The sequence below is a fragment of the Pseudarcicella hirudinis genome (genome assembly GCF_900115665.1).
Taxonomy (GTDB): Bacteria; Bacteroidota; Bacteroidia; order Cytophagales; family Spirosomataceae; genus Pseudarcicella; species Pseudarcicella hirudinis.
Map to the genome: position 1 here is coordinate 1 of NZ_FOXH01000003.1, position 12943 is coordinate 12943.

Consider the following 12943-nt stretch of genomic DNA (forward strand, 5'->3'; position numbering starts at 1 on the left):
CATGAGGGACGTTGTAGACGACGACGTTGATAGGCTACAGATGTAAAGGCAGAAATGTCAAAGTCGAGTAGTACTAATTACCCGAAAGCTTCCTGTTTTTTTAATTTTACTTAGGAGATTGTTTACTATTTTTCACAATATATCAAGAGAAAGAACCTTAGAGTCATTAAGTATGAGGTTGATAAAAAATAAACCTGAAAGACTTTATGGCACCGATAGGACTGGTGTTCACCTCTTCCCATCTCGAACAGAGTAGTTAAGCCCAGTTCCGCTGATGATACTGCAGTCAAATGCGGGAAAGTAAGTAAGTGCCAAATTATTATTAACAAGCCTTGGTAACAACACTGTTATCAAGGCTTATTTGTTTTTATACCAGATACATTCCATGTAAACTAGCCATTAGCCCGCTGATCCCCTGTTTTTATCTTCTACCTGAGAAAAAGGCTCATAAAAAAGCCAATTTCTAATAAAGAAACTGGCTCAGATATTAGTCCTTCAGATAACTAAGCAAGGATATTCCAACGCTCGGCGACCTTTAATGAGTATTCTACGAAATCTTTTACCGTCTTTTCATAAATGCCATTCCCGGTAGATTCTGCAGTTTCATCAAGATTCTTATGGGTTTCATGGGATTCATAAATCCTTGGGGACACAATCGAAAACTGACTGGTGAAATTGATAATTTTATTGATCACAGTAGTCATTTCCAGACAAGGGGTTCTGCCACCGCGCCCTGAAGAAACTCCGGCAAGTGCAAAAACTTTGTTATTAAACAAATGCATAAAATCCCGTGAACCTAACTGATGGAGTGCATTAATTAAATCTCCACTAACAGTCCAGTTGTATTCCGGCATAACCAGGAAAATTAAATCCGCCTGATCCCAACTCTGAATCAAAGTATTCTGAAATGCACTGAGGTTATTTTTGTCTATAATTCCTCTTCCAACACTTGGAATGTCATAATCATGAAAATCAACAATTGAGATTTTTGTTTGATCGTTTGCATTTAATGCTTTCTCAATATACTTCGCAAATCTCAGAGAATTACTGTCTTTTCTGGGAGATGTTGCTATTATTGCAATGTGCATAAGTTATGATTAAAGATTCTGATAAATAATTCGTTTTCAGTCCTAAAAATATTAAAATAAATACTAATTATTCAGCCCTCAAAAAGAAAGAGCCTTATTCCTTATATTTCTGAATAGCAATTAATGTAATTTCAGTTCCATTAACTCCTGAAATTTTAAAAATAAGATTCACAATCTTATGATCAGGATATCCTTCTATCAGGTGATAAACTTTCTTCCAGTTATTTTTAAAGAATTCCCCTATTTTTTCTGTACCATATCCTTCAATTCCACCAATCAAAAAAACACATTTATTTGGATTAATAATAAAACGGGAAATTAGAGCATAGTCTTCATTGGATTCCCGGTTTGCTCTTAATTCAACAGGTTTTGAGTCCTCATAATATCTGAAACAGGCATTTATTTTATCAATTTCGATTAAGTCATTAAATGATTTCTGACGATTTACCCATTCTGAGATTTCATTGTTAAAATATCCGATACCAATGTAGGTCTGAATTTCAGGGTTATCGGAAATATTAATACCTGAAGTGGATTCCGGTAAATGAAACCCATAAAACGTAAAAAGTTGTTTCAACAGACTTTCTGTCCTGGTATCGCTGTTTGCTGCAAAATGAGTTGCTGGTAAATTCGTGTCTTTTTCTCCGAAATTATAGCTTATCAGATTAATTATAGCTTTTCCATTTTTCTTCAAATGAAATAATTTCCCGAAAAGTAGCCCGTCTGAAGCATTTGACAATCCTTTTAATCCTATCAGGTAGTTTTCGGCCATTTTCAGATATACTTCCAGATCTTTGTAGCTTTTAAGACCAGGAGATACCTTTTTTCTAAAAAGCCCAAAGTCCTGAATTTCTGCATTGATGATTTTCGCGACTTTTTCCAGGGTTTCCTCCCGGGCATCCTTTAAAAATGTACTTCTGGTATCACAATATCTGGAAAGCTGCCGGGCTGACTGCAATTCCTCTTCTGACCTCCCTTTTTTGATTAATAGCCTTTTAATATCTGTTTCTGTAGGAAAATCCTTTCCTATCAGCTCTCTGACAATAGAAATCAAATAGAATCCATAACCAATTTTAGAAAGGTTATAAGAAGTATTTGGTATTGGAAATGACATAATTTCAGATTGATTTATAGACTTACTCAGACAATTTTGGACTTGAACAGACTTATATTTTGAGTTCAGGTCAGTTACCTGCTAAAATTGTGCTATTAAGAGATATTTTTGTAGAAAAAAGTGTTTTATCGTTCACAAATTTAACAAATCTATTCTCTTAAAAATCATGGAAAAATCATCCAGACGTAATTTTTTAGAAAGTTCAGCTACTGCAATGGCAGGCGGAGCAATTTTAACAGGCTTAACCTCTGCAGAAACTGAGGCACATGGGAATGACCACAAAAGTATCCCATTTGTTCATCATGTTTTCTTTTGGTTAAAAAATCCTAAAAACAAAAAAGAGTCAGACCAGCTTTTGGCAGGATTAAAAGCTTTGGGGGCCATTAAGGAAATAAAGGGTGCACATATTGGTTCTGCATCGGTTAATGATTTCGATAAACCTGTAACGGATGCATCCTACTCTTTTTCAGTAATGCTGATTTTTGGTAGTAAAAAGGACGAAGAAAAATACCTCGTTCACCCATTGCATAAAAAATTTATTGATGACCATAAGCATCTTTGGTCAAAAGTTGTCGTATATGATTCTATCCAGATTGAATAAATGAGAAAACTTAAAACTCAGAATGAATATGGAAACAATGTTTCAGACCAATGCGAAACTTCTCGATGAAAAAGAAATTCCGGGAAATGCAAGTGTTGCAAGATTCGCCGCAAAATTAAATGATCGTTCAAATGGTAGGCCTTTAAGGGTTTTATCCGAAGAAGACTGGGATTTTTGGCAGACTAACGGGTACATTATTATTAAAAATGCGATTCCGGAAGAATTTATAAAAAGAACAGCTGATCTGCTCTGGGAATTTGAAGAAAAAGATCCGGAAAACCCCGAAACCTGGTACACACAAGCCCGCAGAGAAATTCGTATGACTGAACTGGCGAATAGCGGAATGGTGGAAATATATAACCATCCTTTCATGTGGGCCAACCGGCAATATCCCAGAGTTTACGATGCATTTGTTGATTTATGGGGCGTTGAAAACTTGTGGGTAACCATTGATCGGGCAAATCTTAATTTTCCGGTTCGTCCTGATTTTGAGTTTAAGGGTTTTATACATTGGGATATCGATACGTCACTTAATCCTAAACCGGTTAACTTACAAGGTGTTTTGGCTTTGGTTGATACCGAAGAGGATATGGGCGGATTTCAATGCGTTCCTGAATTGTATCGCAACTTTGATGAATGGGTTAAAACACAGCCTTCTGACAGAAATCCTTTCCGACCTGACACAACGGGTTTTACGCCGAAAAAGATTGTTTGTAAGGCCGGAGATTTACTTATCTGGAATAGTATGCAACCACATGGAATAAGGCCTAATAATGCAAAGAAACCACGTCTGGCTCAATATATATCGATGTCCCCTGCTTTGGAAGAAAATGAATCTTTAAAAGAATGGAGAATTATGTCCTGGCGAGATAGAATTGCCCCTGAAGGTTATGCTTTTCCCGGGGATCCTAGAAATTGGGAACAGACAAAATATCCCAGAGCAGAATTAACTGAATTAGGAGAAAAATTGTTAGGTTTGAGGAAATGGGATTGAAACTGAATTATCAGAAATTTGGAAAAGGTAAAAATATCCTGCTCAGCTTCCACGGAATCGGGCAGGATTCTTCCTGTTTTTCAGATTTTGGTAATTTACATAAGGACAAGTTTACAATTTATGCCTTTGATTTACCTTTTCACGGGAAGTCTGAATTTCAGAATACTGATAATCAGCCTATTCCCAAGAAACAAATAGCAGCATTTTTCGAGAAATTTCTCGAAAGTCATCAAATTGAAAAGTTCTCACTGATGGGCTATAGTATTGGAGGAAGGTTTGTGCTTACTCTTACAGAAGTATTTCATAAAAAAATAAATACAGTTTACCTTGTCGCTCCAGATGGCATATCTGAAAGCTGGATTTATCGACTGGCAACCAGGAATATATTTACTAGGAAAGTGTTTAAATGGGTTGTTTTCAATCCCGTACCATTTGAGGTTTTAGCAAAATTTTTGGTGTCATTAGGATTTGTAAATAAAAGTGTTGTCAGGTTTTCACAAAAAATGCTGGATAATGATAAGAAACGGAAACTGATCTATGACTCATGGATCTCATTCAGAAGTTTGAGGTTTAATTTGCAGGATCTTGCGAAAATAATCAATAAAGAAAAGCTTAAAATCATATTCTGCATGGGCAAATTCGATACGGTATTGCCTAAAAAATCAATAGATCCCTTGTTTAAAAAATTAAAAGTCAAAAAGATCATCATTTTTGATGCGGGCCATACAAAATTGATGGAAAAGGTAGCAAAAGAATGGAATGAGAAAGTGAAATGATTATTTGATTGCTTTCCTGATAAAATACGTTATTCCGAAAAGTGAGATTCCAACCAGACTAACTAATAAAAATTTAGTGAGATTGCCTTCATTAGGGTTTTCTATGAGCTTTTTTACCTCTTCTGCCTGAGACCCCGCCCATATTGCCAGGCATGTTCTTGGAATCATTCCTAAAAAGCCTGCTGTAAGGAAATTTTTCAGTTTCGTCCCGGAGAAAGAAAACACGACGTTCGTAACAGAAAAAGGTAAAACAGGAGAAAGTCTGGCCAAAAGAATAATTTTAAATTCATCTTTCCGAAGGTTCCGGAGAATCGTCATGACCTTAGGTTTCTGCGAAATCATATCAAGAAATTTTCCGCCATCAAGAAGCTTCGCAATGGTAAAACCAAGCCATGAAGCCAGCCATGAGGCAGCTGCGACCGGAAAAACAGAAGCCAATCCCAGAAAATAACCACTTAACAATGCTACAAATGTGGTAGGCGTCATGGCAAAAGCCATAGTAATACAGGCAATAGCGTAAATTAGAATCCACTGATGGAACGATAGATTTCTAACAACAGATTCATGGCCAATAATCCAATAACTTATTGAGGAACTAACCAGCAAAGGCATAATCCCTAAAAAGAAGATATAGATAATAGAAAAAGAATTATTTCTGAGAAATTGTATCATTATAGTACAAATGTACAATTCTGATTTTAAAAAGGTACTTTACGATTAAAACTCCTCAAATTTTAAAGGCAGCAAATCTCCGATTGAATGAGTTATGAGAATAGAATGATCAGAACCAACCAAAATTAAGCGAATAGGGCTTTTCTGACGGGTTTCATATTCCAATATAGACTGGCGACAGGCTCCGCAGGGTGAAACACCTCTGAATAAATCACTTCCGCCAGGTCTTGCAACGACAGCTATAGATTTAATCTTTTTTTCTGGATAATTGGCGCCCGTCCAGAAAATAGCTGACCTTTCTGCACAAAGACCGGATGGAAATGCAGCATTCTCCTGATTATTTCCTGAAACAATCGTTCCGTCATCTAATAAAATAGCAGCTCCAACATGAAAATTGGAATAAGGAGCATAAGATTTATAAGTGGCTAATCTGGCCTGATTCAGTAAATTACGATCAATATCTGTTAATTCTTCCTCGTTTTGATACTGATCCAAGGTAATTTGCAAAGTTAAATTTTTCATACATTCTCGTTAGGTTCATTAAAATGGGGAATCTAAAAACGAATAATGAATGAAAAAAGTTTAATTCTATGCTAAAATTATTTAAGAATCATGGAAAGAAGGTCTTCGTGGATTTTCTGCCACGGCTGATTTAAGTTTATCGTCTCAATTCTGATCTGATGAGAATTATAATAATACGATAAACTCAAAGAATGCTCTACGGTTGGGTATAGAAGAATTCCTTCGCATGTGGGGTTATTCTGGTTTTTCAGGTAAGTGAAGAGCTGGAATAAATTTTCAGAATGTATTTTTTGGGTATTGAAATTTTTCTGAAGTGTTTCCTTATAAAACTTTGTGTCAATAATTACCTTTCTGTTACCATTTATCAGGGTAATATCCGTTTGCATTTTAGGAAGGAACTTTACGTTTTCTAAAGAGCTTTTCAATTGCCAATGCAAATCTTCTCTTTTTACAATAAAATCCCGCAGCTCAATTTTGTAGAAATTTCTCACAAATGCCTCAAAGAGTTTAGCCATTTGCCTTTCATCCTTTGTAAAATCTCTGAAAAGATATTTGCCTGATTTTGATTCTATCTGAAGGTTTTCATGAAGCAATTCACAAATATTGAGCAAAAAAGCATAAAAAGGGTCATTATATCCCGATCTCGCTTTTGAGAATAAATGGGAAGAAACCGGAATATAATCAACCTCAGAAAAATGGATCAATACCTGTGAAATTTCTTTATTGAGAGATGGTATAATTTTTATCTTTTGTATTTGAACTAAAGTGCTTTTTATCAGCTGATTTGGAAGTATATTGCCGGAGAGTTCATCAAAATGACATATTGCGGCACCCTTTCCCAGAGCATTCGATTTTAAGGTATTAGTTAAGTCGAATTTACCTTTAATACCATTATACAGATCATTTTGGGAAATATAGTCTCTTATCAGTCCTTTTTTACAGAGCCTTTTGCTGCCATTTAAGAAAGTATAAGTTAATAGCTGAAGAACATTGGTTTTATTGTCCGCTGAAACATTTACGAATTCAGCTTCCTTAAGTTTATCCCAGGCATAAGCGAGTAAAAAGTATATGTTTTCAATCGGTATTTGCATATTAATAATTCAAAATTAGGACTCATTGAATTATAAAGGTAGTTTATAGGATAATTTCAAGTAATTTATCAGTTTCCAGTCTGGCTTTATCGTAATTGTCAAACCAATATTCTTCCAGTAAAGGAGCAATTTCCAGTTCGATGATTTTTTTATACCAATGCCGGATATTTTCAGTTTTAGGGTTTGAAAAATAGCTATGGCCGATCTGGAAACCTTTTGATAAATTAGGATCAGAAGTAATAGTCTCATTAAGTGTTAAAATCACATCAGAAATTTGTTGAGCAAATTCCTTCTCAACCCCTTTTTTACTAAGGAAATTAACAAATCTATCGTTGAACATTGGTTGGATGCTAATAAAAGCAAATCTTCTTCTCAATGCATAATCTATAATAGCCAGTGAGCGGTCTGCCGTATTCATAGTGCCGATGATGTATAGATTTTCCGGAACAAAGAACTCTTCAGATTCCTTTTCTGAATAAGTCAGCGGCATTTCATTTGCTCTGCCTCGTTTATCAGACTCAATCAGCATTAATAATTCCCCGAAAATTTTACTTAGGTTACCACGATTAATTTCATCAATAATGAAAAAATAATCCTCTCCAGCATTTCGGCTGGCGGTTTTACAAAATTCGTAGAAAACCCCGTTTTTTAGCTTGAAACCTCCTTCTCCGTCAGGACGTAATCCCTGAATAAAATCCTCATAGGAATAAGATTGATGAAATTGAATCATTTTTATTCTGGAATCATCCTTCGTTCCGATTAGGGTATATGCAAGGCGTTTTGCGATGAAAGTTTTGCCAACTCCCGGAGGCCCCTGCAAAATGATGTTTTTCTTGTATTGTAAAACTTCAATAATTTCTTCAAAATCCTCCCGGCCTATAAATAAATCCTGTAAGGCATCTTCTTTTTCATAAGAAATCAGAATATCTTCTGAAAGGAATCTTTCTTTTTGTTCATCAGCAATTGCCTGAATAACTTCAAATTCATCTTCCGTGATTTCAAACAACCCATTTGAATTGTTTTTAAGAACACTCGGAGACTTGAAATATAGATTGTCTTTTAATTCATCTTTTGGAATGGGAACAATTAGTTTTTCCAATAACTTTAATGTAATAATCTCCCCATAGAGTGGATCTGTATGAAGTGGTTCTGTGATTTCAAAAATTGCTTTTACCTGTTTGATAGGAGTTGATTCATAGCCGATGACGAAATCTCCTTTTTGGACCTGCCCGAAGTTTTTATAAACTTGTCTTTTGTTCCCAAATTGATTTACCGCAGACATCGCCTGTATTTGACCGGCTTTAATCGAGTCAAGCGATAAAATTTTGCTATTAGTGCTTAGCCACCAGTATTGTCTGTAGTTTTGAGACATAGATTTAAATACAATTTAAAGCAAATATACATGTTCAGGAAGCATCGTTATTCATAAAATTGTGCCAAATACCTCAGAAACAGTAATTGAAAATAAATTTGCCTTATTGAAATCGAGTAAAAACCTGATACAACTATCTTTAGTCAGCAAGAAGTTATGTTGAAGATAATCATTTTAATACGTTAGAAAAAATGCCTTTAGAACAGACATGGAGATGGTTTGGGCCGAAAGACCCTGTGAAACTTTCAGATATCCGACAAGCAGGAGCTACCGGAATAGTAACAGCGTTGCACCATATTCCTAATGGTGTAGTCTGGAGTGTTGAAGAAATTCAGAAAAGAATTGATGAAATAGAAGCGGCAGGACTGACTCTTTCTGTGATAGAAAGTGTGCCGATTCACGAGAATATTAAGACCCGTTCGGGGGATTTTAAGAAATATATTGATAATTATAAAGAGTCCCTTCGAAATCTGGGATTTTGTGGAATAGATACCGTTTGCTACAATTTTATGCCGGTATTAGACTGGACCCGAACAGATCTGGACTTTCTTCTTCCGGATGGCTCTAAAGCTCTGCGCTTTGATGCGACCGAATTTGCGGCTTTTGAACTTTTTATTCTGAAAAGGCCAAATGCTGAAAAAGGTTATACCAAAGAACAGATTGAAAAAGCTGAAAAATGGTTTTCAGGAGCCAAGACATCTGACATTGAACGATTGACGAAAAATATTATCGCCGGACTCCCGGGAAGTGAGGAAAGCTTTACACTTGAAGAGTTTCAAAAGGTTTTGAATACCTACGATGAGATAGGAGATAGTCAACTCAGAGAAAATTTATATGAATTTTTGAGGGAAATCGTCCCCGTGGCAGAAGAGGCAGGAATTAATCTGGCAATTCATCCGGATGATCCTCCTTATGCAATTTTGGGTCTGCCAAGAGTCGTAAGTACTGAGGCAGATGCCGTACAATTGTTGAAAGCATATGAAAGCCCTAATAATGGCTTGTGTTTTTGTACAGGCAGTTACGGTGTAAGAGAAGACAATGATCTGGCTGGAATGGTAAGTCGCCTGGGAAGCCGGATTAATTTTGTTCATTTAAGAGCAACAAAGCGTGATGAAAATGGCAATTTCTATGAAGCAGACCATTTGGACGGCGATGTTGATATGTATGCTGTTATGAAAGAATTGGTTTTAGAGCAGCAAAAAAGACAATCAGAAGGAAGAGCTGATTACAGATTACCTTTCCGTCCGGACCATGGACACAGGATGTTGGATGATCTGAACCCTGATAAAAAAACAAACCCTGGTTATACAGCAATCGGCAGATTGAGAGGTTTGGCGGAATTAAGAGGATTGGAGCTGGGAATAATCAGGAGTTTAGAGGGAAAATAATCAAACTAAACCTTTTGTATATCAGATACTTTGCGTAATTTTGCACCCCTGATTATGAGGCAAGTGCAATCTCTGGGTTTTTGAATAACAGGTTCAGATTTGTTATTTACAGGTTCATTGTATTGAAACCAGCTCATTTTCAGGCAAGTGTATCTCAATAATTTTTCAACAAAATGCCAACTATACAACAATTAGTTCGGAAGGGTAGAACTCAAATGACTTGGAAGTCAAAGTCTCCCGCTCTTGACTCTTGTCCACAACGCCGTGGTGTATGTACGAGGGTTTATACAACCACACCAAAGAAACCAAACTCAGCAATGCGTAAAGTTGCTCGTGTACGTTTGACTAATGGTAAGGAAGTTAACGCTTACATCCCAGGTGAAGGACACAACTTGCAAGAACACTCAATCGTATTGATTCGTGGTGGTCGTGTTAAAGATTTACCAGGTGTTCGTTACCACATCATTCGTGGTGCTTTAGATACTGCAGGTGTAAACGGTCGTTTACAGTCTCGTTCTAAATACGGAACAAAACGTCCTAAACCAGGACAAGCTCCAGTTGCTGCTAAAGGCAAGGGAGGTAAGAAGAAGTAATTTTTCTTAACTATTGAATTATTGTTTTGAGATAGCATTCGATTAGGCTCAGAATCAATCAGTTCATGTAAAAATCGGTCCAGTATGCATCGTTAAGGGCAGAAGCTAGGGCTAATCATTTAAAAAACTTAACAATTCGATGAGAAAGTCAAAACCAAAAAAGAGATACGTTTTGCCTGACCCTAAATTTAAGGATGTCATGGTAACGAAATTTGTTAACAACCTGATGTATGACGGTAAAAAGTCAACAGCATTCTCAATTTTCTATGGCGCTTTGGCGAAAGTAGAAGACAGAACCAAAGAAAGTGGTTTGGAAATGTGGAGAAAAGCGTTGAATAACGTTATGCCATCTGTTGAAGTAAAAAGTCGCCGTGTGGGTGGAGCAACTTTCCAGGTTCCTACCGAAGTACGTGCTGACCGTAAAGTTTCTGTAGGTATGAAATGGTTGATTCTTTATGCTCGTAAGCGTGGAGATAAAACTATGATCGACCGTTTAGCTAACGAAATCATCTCTGCTGCAAAAGGCGAAGGTGCTGCCGTTAAGAAAAAGGACGATACCCACAGAATGGCAGAAGCAAACAAAGCATTCTCTCACTTCAGATTTTAATCAGGTTTTTAACAAGAGATACACACAGAAAGAGGGACAAGCCGAAAGGTTTGTCCCTCTTTTGTTTAATGCTTTTGCAGAATAGCAATTGCTGACAGCTTTTATTGTATTTTTAAAGAATAAAAAGTGATATAATCTAATTTTATTAAAAGGAAGTCTGGTTATTTTAATTTATACATTTCAAATGAACATACACCAACTACTTAAAACATATTGGGGATATGATGCTTTTCGTCCATTACAGGAAGATATCATAGACTCTGTTTTGCAGCAAAAAGACACATTAGCCCTGATGCCTACCGGTGGGGGAAAATCGCTCTGTTTTCAGGTACCGGCCTTGGCGATGCAAGGAATATGCATTGTTATTTCTCCACTGATAGCTTTAATGCAGGATCAGGTGGCACAATTGAAGAAAATGGGAATCCCAGCCGTCGCTATTTTTTCAGGAATGCATAAAAATCAGATTGATATAGCCTTGGATAATTGCATCTACGGTGATATAAAATTTCTATATATTTCTCCTGAACGACTGCAAACCAATTTGTTTCTGGAAAGAGCAAAACAGATGAAAATATGCCTTTTGGCCATAGATGAAGCCCATTGTATTTCTCAATGGGGATATGATTTTAGGCCACCGTATCTCAAAATTGCCGAATTTCGGGAGACAATCACACCAAAGACGCCTTTGATTGCCCTTACGGCTACTGCAACCAGATTAGTAAAAGAAGATATTCTGGATAAATTAATGATGTTGGATGCTCAGGTTTTTCAACAGAGTTTCAGCCGAGAAAATTTATCCTATTCTGCATTTAAAGAGGAAGATAAGGAGCGCCGTCTCCTGAAAATTCTTCAGAATGTACCTGGAGCGAGTGTTGTGTATGTTCGAAATCGTCGTAAAACACAGGAAATTTCGGAATGGCTTCATAGGCATGGGGTATCATCAACTTTCTATCACGCCGGATTATTACCCAAAGAAAGGATAGAACGACAGGAGAAATGGATCAGAAATTCATTTAGAGTGATGGTCGCAACCAATGCTTTCGGGATGGGAATTGATAAACCTGATGTAAGAAGTGTAATCCACTTAGATCTGCCGGACTCTCTGGAAGCATATTATCAGGAAGCCGGACGTGCGGGACGAGACAGAGAAAAAGCATATGCAGTTGCCTTGTTTAATCAGTCCGATCTTGAAGGATTAGAGAAGAACGTATTGAAAGCTTATCCTGATTTTGAATTGATAAAGAAGGTTTATGAAGCTTTGGGTAACTACTTTCAGTTGGCTGTAGGAAGTGAAAGTTTTAATAGTTTTGATTTTGATTTGGTTGATTTTCAGCGAAAGTTTAATCTTCCGCCAAATGATACCTTTTTTGCCTTAAAAATGCTGGAAAATGAAGGGTTCGTTCAGCTTTCGGATGCTTTTTATAGCCCGTCAAGGCTAATGTTTGCGGTTGATAATCGTCAGTTGTATGATTTTCAGCTACGTAATCCTCGTTTTGATTCTTTTATTAAGTTAATTCTGAGAGTCTATGGAGGAGAACTGTTTACAAATTATCTCACTATTTCGGAACAGACTATTGCAAAGAACTTTTCCGCTCCGTTAATTGAGGTAGAAACGATGCTTTTGCAGATGGAAAAGTTGAACATTGTTGTATATGAGAAACAAAAAGACAGGCCTCAGCTGACTTTTCTTACCCAACGTTTTGATGCTAAAGTTCTACCGTTAAACTTTCAGGAAATAAGTCAGAGAAAGGAAAGAGATGTAGAGAAAGCAAGGGCGGTTGTTTACTATATGCAGCATAATATGAGATGCCGGACACAAATCCTGCTGGAATATTTTGATGAGATCACCGATAATGAATGTGGCATCTGTGATAATTGTCTTGCCAAAAAAAGACAGGAAAATCAGCAAAATTATCAGCAACAGGAAACAGAGGCAGACCAGAATAAGATTTTACAACTATTGGAAAATGGCGCCATGAGTCTCGAGTTGCTGATAAAAATAATGCAGCCTTCAAGTCAGTCTTATTTCATTGAAGTCATTCGTAAAATGCTTGCAATAGATCTTATTAAATATGACAGAGAAGGAAATATTGTTAAAAATGGCTAAAAATCCATTAAAAACAGA

The 12943-nt window shown here is 36.6% G+C and carries 13 protein-coding genes and 2 rRNA genes; 9 read left to right on the forward strand and 6 right to left on the reverse strand.

The genetic code is table 11. The features are described from left to right. Positions 1 to 98, forward strand: a 23S ribosomal RNA gene (locus BM179_RS05840); the annotation flags it as partial. Positions 99 to 205: 107 nt separating this feature from the next. Beyond that, positions 206 to 317, forward strand: a 5S ribosomal RNA gene (gene rrf / locus BM179_RS05845). A 186-nt stretch (positions 318 to 503) separates the two neighbouring features. On the opposite strand, the gene BM179_RS05850 is transcribed toward rrf, so the two are convergent. After that, complete coding sequence (locus BM179_RS05850; protein WP_092013709.1) at positions 504 to 1088, reverse strand: NAD(P)H-dependent oxidoreductase; 585 nt, start codon at positions 1086 to 1088, stop codon at positions 504 to 506. Between the two features lie 94 nt (positions 1089 to 1182). Next, the gene (locus BM179_RS05855) at positions 1183 to 2202 is read right to left on the reverse strand and encodes a hypothetical protein (RefSeq protein ID WP_092013711.1); all 1020 of its coding nucleotides are present in this window, start codon (positions 2200 to 2202) and stop codon (positions 1183 to 1185) included. A gap of 166 nt (positions 2203 to 2368) precedes the next feature. Here BM179_RS05855 and BM179_RS05860 point away from each other — a divergent pair, with 166 nt between their 5' ends. Genes BM179_RS05860 through BM179_RS05870 form a run of 3 tightly spaced genes read left to right on the forward strand, consistent with a single transcriptional unit; the run spans position 2369 to position 4573 of the window. After that, entirely contained in the window at positions 2369 to 2803 is a 435-nt protein-coding gene (locus BM179_RS05860) for a Dabb family protein (protein WP_092013713.1), read from the forward strand. Positions 2804 to 2825: 22 nt separating this feature from the next. Further along, positions 2826 to 3797, forward strand: coding sequence for a phytanoyl-CoA dioxygenase family protein (locus BM179_RS05865; protein ID WP_374754570.1), 972 nt, complete (start codon positions 2826 to 2828; stop codon positions 3795 to 3797). Then, positions 3788 to 4573 (forward strand): alpha/beta hydrolase, encoded by a 786-nt coding sequence (locus tag BM179_RS05870; protein ID WP_092013716.1) that lies wholly within the window; start codon positions 3788 to 3790, stop codon positions 4571 to 4573. Before BM179_RS05865 ends, BM179_RS05870 begins: the two co-directional genes overlap by 10 nt. Here BM179_RS05870 and BM179_RS05875 read toward each other — a convergent pair whose 3' ends face one another. The 4 genes from BM179_RS05875 to BM179_RS05890 all read right to left on the reverse strand — a co-directional run bounded on the left by BM179_RS05875 (position 4574) and on the right by BM179_RS05890 (position 8230). Further along, positions 4574 to 5245 (reverse strand): TVP38/TMEM64 family protein, encoded by a 672-nt coding sequence (locus tag BM179_RS05875; RefSeq protein ID WP_092013718.1) that lies wholly within the window; start codon positions 5243 to 5245, stop codon positions 4574 to 4576. Between the two features lie 45 nt (positions 5246 to 5290). After that, the gene (locus BM179_RS05880) at positions 5291 to 5767 is read right to left on the reverse strand and encodes a cytidine deaminase (protein ID WP_092013721.1); all 477 of its coding nucleotides are present in this window, start codon (positions 5765 to 5767) and stop codon (positions 5291 to 5293) included. A 77-nt stretch (positions 5768 to 5844) separates the two neighbouring features. After that, a complete protein-coding gene (locus BM179_RS05885; protein ID WP_092013724.1) occupies positions 5845 to 6858 on the reverse strand; it encodes a 5-methylcytosine restriction system specificity protein McrC in 1014 nt (337 codons plus the stop codon). Between the two features lie 43 nt (positions 6859 to 6901). Next, positions 6902 to 8230 (reverse strand): AAA family ATPase, encoded by a 1329-nt coding sequence (locus tag BM179_RS05890; RefSeq protein WP_092013727.1) that lies wholly within the window; start codon positions 8228 to 8230, stop codon positions 6902 to 6904. Between the two features lie 191 nt (positions 8231 to 8421). On the opposite strand from BM179_RS05890, the gene uxuA reads away from it, so the two are divergent. The 4 genes from uxuA (at position 8422) to BM179_RS05910 (ending at position 12925) form a co-directional block, all read left to right on the forward strand. Continuing rightward, positions 8422 to 9618, forward strand: a complete 1197-nt coding sequence (gene uxuA / locus BM179_RS05895; protein WP_092013730.1) for a mannonate dehydratase — start codon at positions 8422 to 8424, stop codon at positions 9616 to 9618. Positions 9619 to 9791: 173 nt separating this feature from the next. Beyond that, on the forward strand, positions 9792 to 10211 hold the full coding sequence (gene rpsL / locus BM179_RS05900) for a 30S ribosomal protein S12 (protein WP_092013733.1): 420 nt from the start codon (positions 9792 to 9794) through the stop codon (positions 10209 to 10211). Positions 10212 to 10350: 139 nt separating this feature from the next. Continuing rightward, a complete protein-coding gene (rpsG, locus tag BM179_RS05905) occupies positions 10351 to 10818 on the forward strand; it encodes a 30S ribosomal protein S7 (RefSeq protein ID WP_092013736.1) in 468 nt (155 codons plus the stop codon). A gap of 184 nt (positions 10819 to 11002) precedes the next feature. Continuing rightward, positions 11003 to 12925 carry a RecQ family ATP-dependent DNA helicase gene (locus tag BM179_RS05910; protein WP_092013739.1) on the forward strand — a complete coding sequence of 641 codons (1923 nt, stop codon included), beginning with the start codon at positions 11003 to 11005 and terminating at the stop codon, positions 12923 to 12925. The last annotated feature ends 18 nt before the right edge of the window (positions 12926 to 12943 follow it).